The organism is Noviherbaspirillum sp., assembly GCF_035254865.1.
Taxonomy (GTDB): domain Bacteria; phylum Pseudomonadota; class Gammaproteobacteria; order Burkholderiales; family Burkholderiaceae_D; genus Noviherbaspirillum.
In genome coordinates this window covers 39016-52554 of sequence record NZ_DATFAF010000034.1, presented here as the reverse complement: position 1 = coordinate 52554, position 13539 = coordinate 39016, and the positions used below count along the sequence as shown (strand labels likewise).

Here is a 13539-nt window from a genome sequence, read left to right as displayed (position 1 = left end):
AAACCCGGTCTCAGTCGATCCGGATCATGCCGGCGGCAACCGTCTGGTGCGTCACCTCATCGATCAGGATGAACGCGCCGGTCGAGCGAATCGCGTCATAGGCATCGGCCGCCAGTGGTTGCTGTACGTTGATCGACACGGTCGCGATATCGTTGAGCTTCAGTCCTTCGGCAGGGCGGCGCTCCTGGGTGTTGATGTCGAGCAGGGTGTCGATCTTCGCCACGCGCGCAGCCACTTGTTTCGTGGTGTGCTTGAGCCAGTACTTGCGGCGCATGTCGAGCGGTTCTTCCGACAGCCAGCAAACGTCGGCGGTCACTGTGCGCAACTGTGTAGCCGGCCTGTCTTCCGCGACCAGCATGTCACCGCGCGAAATGTCGAGATACTCTTCCAGCAGCAGCGTGATGGACTGGCCAACCGTGGCCGAATCAATCGATCCTTCCAGCGTCAGGATATCCTTCACGGTGGCGGTCTGGCCGCTCGGCTGCACCACCAGCTTGTCGCCCTTGCGGACCTTGCCGGCTTCGATGCGGCCCATGTAGCCGCGGAAATCATTCGCTTCATGGCCGTTGTGGCGCGCCACCAGTTGCACCGGGAAACGGAAGGGCTCGTCATGCGATTCGTCGTAGACGGACAGCGATTCGAGCAGCTTGATCAGGGTCGGACCCTGATACCACGGCATCTTGTCGCCGGCTTCGACCACATTGTCGCCGGCCAGTGCCGACAAGGGAATGGCGCGAACGTCCTGCAGGCCGAGTTGCTGCGCAAACTTGCGGTAGGCCGCGACGATACGGTCATATACGGACTGGTCGTAATTGACCAGGTCCATCTTGTTGACCGCGACGATCACATGCTCGATGCGCAACAGGTGCGCGATAGTCGAATGGCGCTTGGTTTGCGTCAGCAGTTCGACGCTGCCGTCGTCGCCCAGCTTGACCTTCGACACGTCAACCAGAATGATGACTGCGTCGGCGGTCGATGCACCGGTCACCATGTTGCGCGTGTATTGCTCATGGCCGGGGGTGTCGGCGATGATGAACTTGCGCTTGGGTGTCGCAAAGTAGCGATAGGCGACGTCGATGGTGATGCCTTGTTCGCGTTCGGCTTCCAGCCCATCGGTCAGCAGCGACAGATCGACCGTGTCGCCTACGGTGCGCTTGTGCTTGGCGCGCGAGATCGCGTCGAGCTGGTCGGCGAAAATGCCCTTGCTGTCGAACAGCAGGCGGCCGATCAGCGTGCTCTTGCCATCATCGACCGAACCGGCGGTGATGAAGCGTAGCAAACCGCGCTCGGTGCCCGCGCTGGTCAAGGCTACTTGTTCTGCAACTACTGCGTTCATCAGAAATACCCTTCCTTCTTGCGTTTTTCCATCGAGGCTTCGGATGTCTGGTCATCCATGCGCGTTGCGCCGCGCTCGGTAATCTGGGTCACTGCCGTTTCGGCGATGATGGCATCGACCGTGTCCGCGTCGGACGCCACCGGGCAGGTGCAGGAAATGTCGCCTACCGTGCGGAAGCGCACGACGCGGGTTTCGATCGTTTCGCCTTCGCGCGGCGGCGTCAAGTCGGTGAGCGGCACCAGCAAGCCGTTGCGCGGAATCACCTGGCGCTCGTGAGCGAAATAGATGGACGGCAGCGCCAGGTTTTCGCGGGCGATATATTGCCAGACGTCGAGCTCGGTCCAGTTCGAGATCGGGAAAACACGCATGTTCTCGCCGGGATGGACGCGCGTGTTATACAAGTCCCACAATTCCGGCCGCTGCGCCTTCGGATTCCATTGGCCGAACTCGTCGCGGAAGGAGAAGATGCGTTCCTTGGCGCGAGCCTTTTCTTCATCGCGGCGGGCGCCGCCGATGCAGGCATCGAACTTGAATTCGGCGATGGTTTCGAGCAGCGTCACGGCTTGCGCCGCATTGCGTGAATCGGTTTGCGGATTGCGCAGGCGGACGGTTCCGCGCTTGATCGAATCCTCGACCGAGCGCACGATCAGGCGTTCGCCCAGTTCCTTGGCGCGACTGTCACGGAATTCGATCACTTCCGGGAAGTTGTGGCCGGTATCGATATGCACCAGCGGGAACGGGAATTTGCCGGGGCGAAAAGCCTTCTCCGCAATGCGCAGCAGGACCACCGAGTCCTTACCGCCGGAGAACAGCAATGCCGGATTGGTGCACTCGGCCGCAACCTCGCGCATGATGTGGATGGCTTCCGATTCGAGCCAGTCCAGGTGACGGTTGCTGGCAGCATCCAAAAAGAGTTTTTCGACTGCAGTATTCATAGTTTTACTGTGCTACGGATTTGACTCGGACAAGCTTGCCATCGACTACATGCAGGCCGCATTCCTTTGACTCGGGATTCTCCCACCACCAGCGTCCGGCGCGAATATCCTCGCCCGGCTGGACGGCGCGGGTGCAGGGTTCGCAGCCGATCGATGGATAGCCCTTGTCGTGCAAGGGATTGTACGGAACCTTGTTGCTGCGGATGTAGTTCCACACGTCGTCTTCCGACCAGTCGGCCAGCGGATTGAACTTGGTCATGCCATGCGCTTCGTCGTTTTCCTGCACGGCGAGATCGGCGCGTGTCGTCGACTGCGCGCGGCGCTGGCCGGTGACCCATGCCTTGTTGCCGGCGAGGGCGCGATTCAGCGGTTCCACCTTGCGGATGCGGCAGCATTCCTTGCGCAGTTCGACGCTGTCGTAGAACGCGTTCAAGCCGTGCTGCTGCACGTAGGCGTCGACCGCAGCCTGCTCCGGCTTGAAGAGCTTCACTTCCGCGTCATAGGTATCCCGGATGCGGTCCAGCATGCCGAGGGTTTCCTTGTGCAGGCGGCCGGTTTCCAGGGTGAAGATCCCGATGGACAGCCTGGCGCACAGGATCATGTCGGTCAACACCATGTCTTCGGCCGCGAGGCTGGAGGCAAACACGGCAGGCGCAAAGTCGTTCGCGATCCTCGTCAGTGTCGTCTGTGTTGCTGCAATGAGATTGTCGAAATCCTTGGTGCTCATGGCTTCAACCTTGGGTCGCTTTTTGTCCGCGTTCGACGCGGCGGAACAGCGGCAATTTCCGGTCCCAGGCCGCCTGGTAGGCTTCCGAAAAATCGGACAAGCCTTTCAGCGCCTCATGAATGCTGCGATCCGGGCGCGTCGCGAATGCGTTGAAGCCGACGCGCTGCATGTAGAACATTTGGTCGCGCAGCACGTCGCCAATCGCGCGCAGTTCACCCGTGTAGCCGAGACGGTGGCGCAGATTGTAGGCAATCGAAAAGCCGCGACCGTCGGAGAATTTCGGGAAATCGACGGCGATCACGGACAGCTTTTCAACGTCATCCTTCAATACTTCCGGCCGCTCGTGGCTGGCGATCCAGACCCCGATCTCGGCGCGTTCCCGCAGCTTGCTGCGTTGCGCTTCCCAGACCGCCAACGGCACGATGAGCTTGCCGGTGGGGACGGCAACCGTTTCCGGCGTCTCGCCCTCGGCCAGGTGCATCAGAGTCCAGTCATCATTGACGACGGCTTTGTCCTTGATGATTTCACGCATATTCGTCTTCCCCTACCAGTGCTCCGCCCGCGATTGGCGTGGCATATACATGTTCCTTGAACGGCTCGATGCCGATGCGGCGCACCGTTTCGATGAAACGCTCGCCCTGGATACGATTCTTGACATAGACCTGCAGCAGCCGATCGACCACTCCCGGCACTTGCTGCGCGGAGAACGACGGGCCGATGATCTTGCCGACCGAGCTGTCGTTGCCCTGCGCGCCACCGATCGAGATCTGATACCATTCGGAGCCATCCTTGTCGACGCCGAGAATGCCGATATTGCCGATATGATGATGGCCGCAGGCGTTGATGCATCCCGACATGTTGAGATCGATTTCGCCGATGTCATGCTGAAAGTCGATGTCCTCGAAACGCTCGGTAATGGCGGCGGCGATCGGGATCGACTTGGCATTGGCCAGTGAGCAGAAATCGCCGCCCGGGCAGCAGATGACGTCGGTCAGCAAGCCGATATTCGGCGTGGCCAGATGATGTGCCTTGGCTTCGCCCCACAGCGTGAACAGCTCGGATTGCTTGACGTCGGCCAGCACCAGGTTCTGCTCATGCGTGACGCGCACTTCGCCGAAGCTGTAGCGGTCGGCCAGATCGGCAACGAAATCCATCTGCTCTGCAGTGGCGTCGCCCGGAGGCACGCCCGGTTTCTTCAGTGACAGCACGACGATCGCATAGCCCGGCACCTTGTGCGGCTTGACGTTGCGCTTCATCCAGTTGTCGAAGCCCTTGCTTTGCGCGCGCTGCTGCTTGAGTGTGGCGTCTTCGTTGGCCAGCGTCTCATAAGCCGGCGGCGTGAAATAGGCAGCGATGCGGTTGAATTCTTCGGTGGTCAGCGTGCCGGGGCCGTCTTTCAGGTCGGCCCATTCTTCTTCCACCATGCGCGCGAATTCCTCGACGCCGGTTGCTTTCAGTAGGATCTTGATACGTGCCTTGAACTTGTTGTCACGGCGGCCGTACTGGTTGTACACACGCAGAATGGCTTCGATATACGTCAGCAGATGCGGCCAGGGCAGGAACTCGCGAATGAAGCTGCCGAGGATCGGGGTACGGCCCAGGCCGCCGCCGACCAGCACGCGGAAACCGATTTCGCCTTCGGCATTCTTGACGATTTCGATGCCGATATCATGCATGGCGAGCGCGGCGCGGTCTTCCTTGGCGGCATTGAAGGCGATCTTGAATTTGCGCGGCAGGTAGGCGAATTCCGGATGGAAGGTGCTCCACTGGCGGACGATCTCGGCATACGGACGCGGATCGACCAGCTCGTCGGCTGCGACGCCGGCATATTGATCGGTGGTCGTGTTGCGGACGTCGTTGCCCGAGGTCTGGATCGAATGCATTTCGACCGAGGCCAGGTGCTCGAAAATGTCAGGCACATCTTCCAGGCTGATCCAGTTGAACTGGATGTTCTGGCGCGTCGTGAAGTGGCCGTAGCCGCGGTCGTATTTGCGCGCGATGTAGGCGAGCTTGCGCACTTGCGTGGATGACAGCAGGCCATAAGGAATGGCGATGCGGTACATGTAGGCGTGGCGCTGCATGTACAGTCCGTTCTGCAAGCGCAGGGGAAGGAATTCTTCTTCGGTCAGTTCGTCGGCCAGGCGTCGACGGACCTGGTCGCGAAACTGCGCGACGCGTTCCTTGACGATCAGATGGTCATATTGGTCGTAACGATACATCTCTCTTATCCAATCTTAAAAAACCAGTTTCGCGGCGACGCCCGTCAGGGTTGTCGCCAACAGGCCACGCAACACTTTTTCCGGAACAGCCTTCGCGGCGAGCGAACCGAGGGTGATGCCGGGCACGGAACCCAGCAAGAGGGTGGCGAGCAATTGCCAGTCGATCGAGCCAAGATACCAGTGGCCGAAGGCAGCGATGGCAGTCAGGGGGACCGCATAAGCGATATCGGTCCCGGCGATCTCCGCCGGGGACAGGCGAGGATACAACAATACGAGGATCGTGGCACCGACTGCGCCGGCGCCGATCGAGGAAATGGTTACCAGGGTGCCGAGAATGGCACCGGCGATGACGGTGGCCGCGGTCAGCCTGGTGCCCTGCAATTGCCGTTCGGGGTGAGCCAGGATCCAGGTCAGCATGCGGCCGCGAAACAGCAGTGACACGACGGTGAGCAGCACCGAGCCGGCAATCGAATAGCGAATGATCTGGCCGATTTCCTTGTCCAGCGCACCGAAATATTTCAGAGCTACGGTAGCGAGCAAGGCTGCCGGCAAGGCGCCGAGGCAGAGGCGGCGAACGATGCTCCAGTGCACGGTGCCGCCGAGGCGGTGGGCAAGAGTGCCTGCGGTTTTGGTTGCCGAGGCAAAGGCCAGGTCGGTGCCGACCGCCACGCTGGGCGAGACACCGAAAAGAAGCGTCAACAGCGGCGTCATCAGGGATCCGCCGCCCACGCCTGTCAAGCCGACCAGCAGCCCGACGCCAAAACCTGAAAGCACATAAGAAAGAGTCATGTCACCTCACGCAAACGAGTGGGAATCGTAATAAACTTGACCCTTATTCCAAACTACTTAGTATTTATTTGCTTATATGCCTATCAGGCATAAACAAGAAGAAAAAACGCATTAGCAGAAAGCCAAGGGGAAAAGATGAACCTCCATCAACTTCGTTTTGTGCGGGAAGCCGTCCGCCAGAACTTCAATCTGACCGAGGCCGCAAAAGCGCTATACACCTCGCAACCGGGTGTTTCCAAGGCCATCATCGAACTGGAGGAAGAACTGGGCGTGGACATTTTTACGCGCCATGGCAAGCGTATCCGCGGCCTGACCGAACCGGGCCGGGCCGTGCTGCGGTCGGTCGAGCTGATCATGCAGGAAATTGACGGCCTGAAGCAGATCGGCAAGGAATTTGCTGCGCAGGACAGCGGCAGCTTTACCATCGCCACCACCCACACCCAGGCGCGTTATGCACTCCCCAAAGTGGTGCAGGCGTTCACGCAGAAATTCCCGAAGGTGCGCTTGTCTTTATTGCAAGGGAATCCGAAGCAGGTGGCCGAAATGGTCCTGAAGGATCAGGCCGACCTCGCCATTGCGACCGAAGCCATTGCCAACATGGACGGACTGATCAGCGTGCCGTGCTATCAATGGGAGCACGTGGTGGTGGTGCCGCATGACCATCCCTTGCTCAAATCCAAAACGATTACTCTGGAGGAGATTGCGACCTACCCGCTCATCACCTATGATGCCGCGTTCACCGGCAGGGCAAAGATCGACCACGCGTTTGCCATTCGCGAGCTGAAGCCGGACATCCTGCTGGAAGCGATCGACGCCGACGTGATCAAGACCTATGTCGAACTCGGCATGGGCGTGGGCATCATCGCGGGAATGGCATTCGACGCCGAGCGCGACAAGGGACTGGAGGCCATCTCGGTGGGTCACCTGTTCGGGTCCAATGCGTCGCGCGTGGCACTCAAGCAAGGAGCGTACTTGCGCAGTTACGTATATAGTTTCATCGAATTGCTCAATCCGACGCTCAACCGCAGGCTGATCGAACAACTCATGAGCGGCGCGAAGGACAGCTACGAGCTGTGACGCGCGGCAGACCCAACAACACTCTCACTATTCTTCATGGAAGCTTTTCTCGTCTCCACCGGTATCGTCGCGCTCGCTGAAATGGGTGACAAGACGCAATTATTGTCGCTTTTGCTTGCAGCCAAATTCCGTCGTCCCGTTCCCATCATCCTCGGCATTCTCGTCGCCACCGCCTTGAATCACGCGGGCGCGGGTGCCGTCGGCAGCTGGATTACCGAATTGGTCGGCCAGGATGTGCTGCGCTGGATTCTTGGCGTGTCGTTCATTGCCATGGCGGTATGGACACTGATTCCGGACGAACTGGATGAAGTCGAAGCCAAGCACTCGCGCTTCGGCGTGTTCGGCGCGACGGTACTGGCATTTTTCCTGGCTGAAATGGGTGACAAGACGCAGGTGGCGACGATTGCGCTCGCGGCCAAGTATTCATCCCTGTTTGCGGTAGTCGCCGGCACCACGCTCGGCATGATGATCGCGAATGTGCCGGCAGTGCTGCTGGGGGACAAAATCACAAAAATGGTATCGCTGAAAGTGGTGCATGCGATTGCGGCGGTGATATTTGCGGTCCTTGGCGTGCTGACCTTGCTGAACGTCGGCAGTCTGCTGTAATTCATCAGCAGGTGGTGGCTCGCCATCCGGGAATGATTCTGCCGGCAAGTCAAACCAGATCTTTCGACAGGAGGCCCGGATGAAACTCGCTACTTTGAAAGATGGCACGCGCGACGGCCAGCTGGCAGTCGTGTCGCGCGACCTGAAAAACGCCCATATTGCCGACGGTATTGCGCTCACCTTGCAGCGCGCGCTGGATGACTGGCATTTCATCGCGCCGCAACTGGAACAGCTTTACGAGCGCTTGAACGAAGGCAGGACCCATCGCCACTTCGACTTTGATCCGACGCGTTGCATGGCGCCGCTGCCGCGCGCCTTCCAGTGGGCGGACGGTTCGGCTTACGTCAACCATGTCGAACTCGTGCGCCAGGCGCGCAACGCGGAAATGCCGGCCTCGTTCTGGCATGAACCCTTGATGTATCAGGGCGGATCCGATGACTTTCTCGGGCCGACCGACGATATCCTGCTGGCATCGGAAGAGTGGGGCATTGATTTCGAGGGGGAAGTCGCCGTCATTACCGACGATGTACCGATGGGAACCAATGCAGCGCAGGCGGCATCCCATATCAGGCTGCTGATGCTGGTCAACGACGTCTCGCTGCGCAATCTCATTCCAGCCGAACTGGCAAAGGGTTTCGGCTTTTTCCAGTCGAAACCCGCCTCGAGTTTTTCGCCGGTTGCGGTCACGCCGGACGAGCTTGGCGAGGCATGGCAGGACGGCAAGGTGCATCTGCCCTTGCGGGTCACCTGGAACGGCGCCCTGGTCGGTCAGCCGAATGCCGGGGTGGATATGGTATTCAGCTTCCCGCAACTGATCGCGCACCTGGCGATGACGCGCAATGCGCGCGCCGGTTCCATCATTGGCTCAGGCACGGTGTCCAACAAGGATGCCCGCAAGGGCTACACCTGCATCGCGGAAAAACGTTGCCTGGAAATGATCGCCGACGGCGCAGCCAAAACACCGTTCATGCAATTCGGTGACACGATCCGCATCGAAATGCTGGATGCCAAGGGCAAATCGATTTTCGGCGCAATTGACCAGAAAGTTGCGCAAGGCGGAGCGCCAAAGGCGCGCCATTGAATCACGGAGGATGCCATGAGCACACTCGCAGCCACACCTGTCGGCCAGGCGGCCGCCATTCCCGCCGCTGTACCGATCAAGGGCTTGCATCATTTCGCCTATCGCTGCCGCGACGCGGAAGAAACGCGCCACTTTTACGAGGACATTCTCGGGCTGCCGCTGTTTCACTACATCCAGAAGGACGTGGTGCCGTCCACAGGCGAATTTTGCCCCTATGTGCATATTTTCTTTCGCATGACGGATGGATCCTGCCTCGCGTTCTTCGATCTCGGAGACAATGCCACCTGTGAGCCCTCTCCGAATACGCCGGCATGGGTCAACCATATCGCGTTGCGCGTCGCTACAATCGAGCAGCTGGAAGCGATGAAGACGCGTCTTGAGGCGAACGGGATCGAGGTGCTCGGCATCACCGATCACCGCGTCTTCAAATCGATTTACTTCTTCGATCCGAATGGCATCCGGCTGGAGTTGTGCGCGCAACTCGCATCCGATGCGCAAATGTTCGGCGAACAGCAAGGCATCCACGAAAAGCTTGCTGCGTGGACGAAATTGAAGGCGGAGCGCGCATCGAAGCAATGATTCCGGCGAATCTGCGGAAGCATTGACATGCTGGAGAATACTTCGCCGCGTTCCTGAGGTCGTTATATCGCGCCGGACATGTTCATCGGCTTGAGAGGATTTGCTGCGGCCGTGGGCGGGAAAAGTGAAAACGCCCCGAACAGCAAGACTGTTCGGGGCGTTTCGAAGAGTCAAGCCGCCAAACGTGCGGCAGTCGTCTTGCAACCGTCGAGCAGGAAAGCGAGGCTGATCACCAGCACCAGTTCGCCTTCCGCGGAGCGTGCGGTGCCATTGACGCCGGGTACCGCAATCGCGGTAAGCGGCTTGATGACGAGGTCGGCCGTGCCATCCACCGCTTCCACTGCAAGAATGTAAGGCTGTGGCGCAGCGATGACGATACCGACTTTTTCCCTGCATGCTTCGTAGCCGAGAATTTCGGCCAGCGAGCGCACCGCGAGCGGACGTCCCTGGTCGCGCAATACCGGCGCACCACCGACCTCGGAGAACGATTCCGGCAGTTCCACCACGCGTTGCACCACCGCCATCGGCATTGCCAATGCCGCGCCGGCGGTACGCACCAGCATGGTCGGCACGATCGACAGTTCGATCGGCAGGCGGATGGTGAAGCGCGTGCCTTCGCCCAATGCGGAATCGATGCGAATGGCGCCGCGATGTTTTTCGACCGCGGTTTTCACCACGTCCATGCCGACGCCGCGACCGGAAACGCTGGATGCCACTTCCTTGGTCGAAAAGCCGGGCAGGAAGACCAGCTGGAATGCTTCTTCCGGTGTTTGCGCTGCGTTGTCGCTGATCAGTCCTTTCGCGATTGCCTTGTCACGCAAGCGGTTCGGATCCATGCCCTTGCCGTCGTCGGACACTTCCATCATGACGCTGCTGCCTTCCTGCCAGGCCTTCAGCAGAATGGTCGCCTTGGGTGACTTGGGTGTCGCGGCGCGTTCCTCGGCGGTTTCGATGCCGTGATCCAGCGCATTGCGCAGCATGTGCACCAGCGGATCGTACAGACTGTCGACCACCACGCGGTCGACTTCGGTTTCCGCACCTTCGATCACCAGCTCCACGTTCTTGCCGAGGTCTCGTGCGAGTTCGCGTACCAGGCGCGGAAATTTCTGGAACAGGCGGCCGACCGGCTGCATGCGCGTCGACAGGGTCGCACGCTGCAATTCGGTCGAATAACGCGAGGCGCGATTCAGGGTTTCCTGCAAGGTCGACATCAAGACCGCGGCCTGTCCGTCGAACTTGAACTGCAAGAGTTTTTCCAGCAGGACCGCCGCCTGGTTCGCCGCTTGCACGGACTCGCCCGCGACTTCGAGCAGGGCATCGAGCTTGACGGCGTCGATGCGAATGGAATCTTCCTTGATCTGCGCGGTGATCGGTCGCGCGCCTTCCTCGATGGCCTTGACCGCCGACGCCGGCACCGCAGCGAGCGCAACCGGCTCGTCAGGAAGCGTGCCGGCGGGAACCACCGCCCGATACAAGGCTTCCCAATCGAGGCCGTCGTCGGACATCACGGAGTTCGCCGTTTCCGCTCCATCTTCAGCGGCGGCAACTGCTTCCGGTTTCGCCACGGGCGCCGGTTCGGCGACATTGCCTTCGATGGCTTGCGCCACGATGTCTTCCAGCGCCGCCGGCATGGCGGGCAGGGCTTCGGGCGCCGCCCCGTTTGCCAATTGACGCAACTGGTCGCCGACGAATCCGCTTGCCTGCAGACCCGCTTCGATCGCGGTCGGCGTGACCGGCACCTTGCCGGTACGCAGGGCGTCGAACAGGTTTTCCGTCAAATGGCAGGCCGACACGATGGCCGGCAGATTCATGAAGCCGGCGCCGCCCTTGATGGTGTGAAAGGAGCGGAACAGCGCATTGAGCGTGTCGCTGTCGTCGGGATGCCGCTCCAGCGAGAGCAGATGCTCTTCCACGTTCGTCGCGAGATCCAGTGCCTCGACAACGAATTCCTTGAGCATATCGTCCATTAGAACCCCAGATCCGCAAGCAAGCTGTCGACATCATCCTGCGCCATCGCCGCACTCGGCGCGGACGGGCCTTGCATCAGGTCCACCGGCTTGTCTGCGGACTTGTGCTCGGCAGCCATCGCGGCCTTGACTTCGGCCGGTGCATTGTCCCGCAGCAGTTGCGCGAGTTCGTGCTCGGCAGTGCTGGTGATGTTGACGATCTTCTTGATCAACTGGCCGGTGATGTCCTGGAAGTCCTGCGCCATCATGATCTCGAGCAGGCGGGCTTTTTCGGATTCGCTTGCTTCCATGACCGTGGCGGCAAACTGCTTCGAGTCGCCTGCCAGTGCCTTGAATTCTTCGATGCTGAGCTTGCCATCGAACAGCATGGCCCAGCGATTTTCCATGTCCTTCGCCTTTTTGGTCAGCGTTTCCTGCTCCGGGAGGCTGGTGTCGACGGCGTTCAAGACCTTGTTGGCGGCTTGTTCGGTCAAGGCGGCGATGTGTTCGAGACGGCCCTGCGCGTCGGTGATCTGGCTGGCGACATCGGAGAGCGAACGGTCGTAGCCGAGCTGGCGCAGCGAGTCGTGCAGCATGCGGACGATGCCGCCAAGACGTTCATACATCGGCTTTTCGGACAGGTCGCCGGATGTCGCTGCCGACGTCTCGTCCATCATTTCCGATGCACAGGATGTCGGCTCGCTTTCGACAACTGCTTCTGCAACGGGCTCAGCAGGTTCGACAGTGTCAGCGGCGCGCTGTGCCGCCACTTCATCAAACAATGCTTCGAGGTCATCTGCTGCGTCGGTCATGTCGGTGCTTCCCTATCTTCGTTGTCGGCATTCTTCTTACAAGTGATCCGGCCCAGATTACTGCGTGCGCTTGCATGCCGGAAGCACAGGTTTTGTATGATTATCAGTCACGTCTTTCTTATTCGCAACATAGACATCATAATGCCTGCCTGTTTTCCCGGCAAAGCCTTGCTGCGAATCTGTTGTGTAAAGCGCTGACGCTATTTAAGTGAGGAAATCAGTTCGATGCTCGCTTCGCAAAGCGGGTGGCCGGGCTGTGCGAACGCATCGCAGATTGTCAGGTGATTGGCTTCCGGCAGTGGAACCTGCATCCGGTGACCGGCGCGCCAGGATTGTTCAAGCAATCCTGTCTGCCGCCTGAATTCTTCGGATTCCAGCGCACCGACTGCGATGAGGAAAGGCGCGGCGCTTGCCTGCGGCATTCTGGCTGGTGATAAAAAATCTACTTCCCGCTCGCCCAGCTTCAAATCGACGTTCACGAAATCCGCATATCGTACCGGTTCCAGGTCATAGATGCCGGACATCAGGATCGCGGCTTTGACCAGGTCTGGCGGCAGATCGTCGCCAAATGCCGGCCAGACGGCGGCCATCATCATCGCCGCCAGATGCGCACCGGCGGAATGACCGGCCACGACGATGCGTTGAGGATCGAAATCATAGGCTTCCGCGTGGCGGTAAAGCCATGCGAGCGCGCGCACTTGCTGCAGCACGATCTCCGCGATCGTGGCGTCCGGCGCGAGCGTGTAATTGGTCAGCGCGACATTGAAACCGGCATGCGTGTAGGCCGGCGCAACGAATGAAAAATCCGACTTGTCGAGCGAACGCCACCAGCCGCCATGAATGAACACCAGGAGCGGCGCGTCACCCCGATAGGTCGGGAAGAAATCGAGCCGCTCTCCGCTGGCTTCGCCATAGGCAAGATCAAACAATGCCGCCTGCGTGCGCCGCACCTGCGCGGAATCCTTCAGCCAGCGCGTGAAGACATAGGGATGATCGGGAATCATCGCGCGGGCGTTGTATTGCTGGTTAAAGTATTCGGTTTGAATTTTCATGAGTTGCTGCTGCGGGTAAAGATGCGAGTGTGCGACAGAAAGGCGTGTTCGGCAAACGCAGTCGCACGAGTTGACGGACCGGCAACACGTTGCGCATGCAGTCTCGCTTTGTTGTCGCTGGATACTGCAAGGCTTACAATAGCAGGGTTTTGGTGCCCGCCCGCATGTTCATGCAGGCAGTTAAACGGGAAACACGAGGCTTCTCCAGCTAACGTGTGCTGCCCCCGCAACGGTAAGCAAACGTCATCGCGAATGCAGTCGGCATTCAAGATGCCAGACGGTCTTTCGATACCACTGTGCAGTCTGCATGGGAAGGTCGGCCGTTTTACTTTGCCAGCCCGGATACCGGCCAGAACAGGTGGAAGTGTGCGGACGGGGAT

Annotated in this window: 13 protein-coding genes and 1 riboswitch; of the genes, 4 read left to right on the top strand and 9 right to left on the bottom strand. The window is 59.7% G+C overall.

Annotated elements, in window-relative coordinates; translation table 11 throughout:
• Positions 1 to 10: 10 nt before the first annotated feature.
• Genes VJ651_RS09290 through VJ651_RS09265 form a run of 6 tightly spaced genes read right to left on the bottom strand, consistent with a single transcriptional unit; the run spans position 11 to position 6006 of the window.
• Entirely contained in the window at positions 11 to 1336 is a 1326-nt protein-coding gene (locus VJ651_RS09290; RefSeq protein WP_324107184.1) for a sulfate adenylyltransferase subunit 1, read from the bottom strand.
• Entirely contained in the window at positions 1336 to 2271 is a 936-nt protein-coding gene (gene cysD, locus VJ651_RS09285; protein ID WP_324107183.1) for a sulfate adenylyltransferase subunit CysD, read from the bottom strand. The genes VJ651_RS09290 and cysD overlap by 1 nt, the downstream gene beginning before the upstream one ends.
• A 4-nt stretch (positions 2272 to 2275) precedes the next feature.
• On the bottom strand, positions 2276 to 2998 hold the full coding sequence (locus VJ651_RS09280; RefSeq protein WP_324107182.1) for a phosphoadenylyl-sulfate reductase: 723 nt from the start codon (positions 2996 to 2998) through the stop codon (positions 2276 to 2278).
• Positions 2999 to 3002: 4 nt separating this feature from the next.
• Positions 3003 to 3530 (bottom strand): DUF934 domain-containing protein, encoded by a 528-nt coding sequence (locus VJ651_RS09275; protein ID WP_324107181.1) that lies wholly within the window; start codon positions 3528 to 3530, stop codon positions 3003 to 3005.
• Positions 3523 to 5217, bottom strand: coding sequence for a nitrite/sulfite reductase (locus tag VJ651_RS09270; protein ID WP_324107180.1), 1695 nt, complete (start codon positions 5215 to 5217; stop codon positions 3523 to 3525). The genes VJ651_RS09275 and VJ651_RS09270 overlap by 8 nt, the downstream gene beginning before the upstream one ends.
• 15 nt (positions 5218 to 5232) lie before the next feature.
• Complete coding sequence (locus VJ651_RS09265; protein WP_324107179.1) at positions 5233 to 6006, bottom strand: sulfite exporter TauE/SafE family protein; 774 nt, start codon at positions 6004 to 6006, stop codon at positions 5233 to 5235.
• 135 nt (positions 6007 to 6141) lie between these two features.
• Between VJ651_RS09265 and VJ651_RS09260 the strand changes: the two genes are divergently transcribed.
• From VJ651_RS09260 to VJ651_RS09245, 4 genes are all read left to right on the top strand, one after another.
• Positions 6142 to 7083 (top strand): CysB family HTH-type transcriptional regulator, encoded by a 942-nt coding sequence (locus tag VJ651_RS09260; RefSeq protein ID WP_324107178.1) that lies wholly within the window; start codon positions 6142 to 6144, stop codon positions 7081 to 7083.
• A 36-nt stretch (positions 7084 to 7119) separates the two neighbouring features.
• Positions 7120 to 7689: a TMEM165/GDT1 family protein gene (locus tag VJ651_RS09255; protein WP_324107177.1), complete on the top strand. Its 570-nt coding sequence runs from the start codon at positions 7120 to 7122 to the stop codon at positions 7687 to 7689.
• Positions 7690 to 7768: 79 nt separating this feature from the next.
• The gene (locus VJ651_RS09250; protein ID WP_324107176.1) at positions 7769 to 8770 is read left to right on the top strand and encodes a fumarylacetoacetate hydrolase family protein; all 1002 of its coding nucleotides are present in this window, start codon (positions 7769 to 7771) and stop codon (positions 8768 to 8770) included.
• Between the two features lie 15 nt (positions 8771 to 8785).
• Complete coding sequence (locus VJ651_RS09245) at positions 8786 to 9349, top strand: VOC family protein (RefSeq protein ID WP_324107175.1); 564 nt, start codon at positions 8786 to 8788, stop codon at positions 9347 to 9349.
• A 170-nt stretch (positions 9350 to 9519) separates the two neighbouring features.
• Here VJ651_RS09245 and VJ651_RS09240 read toward each other — a convergent pair whose 3' ends face one another.
• The 3 genes from VJ651_RS09240 to VJ651_RS09230 all read right to left on the bottom strand — a co-directional run bounded on the left by VJ651_RS09240 (position 9520) and on the right by VJ651_RS09230 (position 13159).
• Positions 9520 to 11316 carry a chemotaxis protein CheA gene (locus VJ651_RS09240; protein ID WP_324107174.1) on the bottom strand — a complete coding sequence of 599 codons (1797 nt, stop codon included), beginning with the start codon at positions 11314 to 11316 and terminating at the stop codon, positions 9520 to 9522.
• Positions 11316 to 12107, bottom strand: a complete 792-nt coding sequence (locus VJ651_RS09235) for a protein phosphatase CheZ (RefSeq protein ID WP_324107173.1) — start codon at positions 12105 to 12107, stop codon at positions 11316 to 11318. The genes VJ651_RS09240 and VJ651_RS09235 overlap by 1 nt, the downstream gene beginning before the upstream one ends.
• Before the next feature lie 200 nt (positions 12108 to 12307).
• A complete protein-coding gene (locus tag VJ651_RS09230; RefSeq protein WP_324107172.1) occupies positions 12308 to 13159 on the bottom strand; it encodes an alpha/beta hydrolase in 852 nt (283 codons plus the stop codon).
• A gap of 133 nt (positions 13160 to 13292) precedes the next feature.
• A riboswitch (cobalamin riboswitch) is annotated at positions 13293 to 13527 on the top strand.
• The last annotated feature ends 12 nt before the right edge of the window (positions 13528 to 13539 follow it).

Excerpts from the sequence above, each read along its gene's own strand:
- VJ651_RS09250 (WP_324107176.1), top strand. The coding sequence starts at position 7,769 with ATGAAACTCGCTACTTTGAAAGATGGCACGCGCGACGGCCAGCTGGCA.
- VJ651_RS09240 (WP_324107174.1), bottom strand. The coding sequence starts at position 11,316 with ATGGACGATATGCTCAAGGAATTCGTTGTCGAGGCACTGGATCTCGCG.
- VJ651_RS09230 (WP_324107172.1), bottom strand. The coding sequence starts at position 13,159 with ATGAAAATTCAAACCGAATACTTTAACCAGCAATACAACGCCCGCGCG.
- VJ651_RS09270 (WP_324107180.1), bottom strand. The coding sequence starts at position 5,217 with ATGTATCGTTACGACCAATATGACCATCTGATCGTCAAGGAACGCGTC.
- VJ651_RS09255 (WP_324107177.1), top strand. The coding sequence starts at position 7,120 with ATGGAAGCTTTTCTCGTCTCCACCGGTATCGTCGCGCTCGCTGAAATG.
- VJ651_RS09245 (WP_324107175.1), top strand. The coding sequence starts at position 8,786 with ATGAGCACACTCGCAGCCACACCTGTCGGCCAGGCGGCCGCCATTCCC.
- VJ651_RS09275 (WP_324107181.1), bottom strand. The coding sequence starts at position 3,530 with ATGCGTGAAATCATCAAGGACAAAGCCGTCGTCAATGATGACTGGACT.
- VJ651_RS09280 (WP_324107182.1), bottom strand. The coding sequence starts at position 2,998 with ATGAGCACCAAGGATTTCGACAATCTCATTGCAGCAACACAGACGACA.
- VJ651_RS09260 (WP_324107178.1), top strand. The coding sequence starts at position 6,142 with ATGAACCTCCATCAACTTCGTTTTGTGCGGGAAGCCGTCCGCCAGAAC.
- cysD (WP_324107183.1), bottom strand. The coding sequence starts at position 2,271 with ATGAATACTGCAGTCGAAAAACTCTTTTTGGATGCTGCCAGCAACCGT.
- VJ651_RS09265 (WP_324107179.1), bottom strand. The coding sequence starts at position 6,006 with ATGACTCTTTCTTATGTGCTTTCAGGTTTTGGCGTCGGGCTGCTGGTC.
- VJ651_RS09235 (WP_324107173.1), bottom strand. The coding sequence starts at position 12,107 with ATGACCGACGCAGCAGATGACCTCGAAGCATTGTTTGATGAAGTGGCG.
- VJ651_RS09290 (WP_324107184.1), bottom strand. The coding sequence starts at position 1,336 with ATGAACGCAGTAGTTGCAGAACAAGTAGCCTTGACCAGCGCGGGCACC.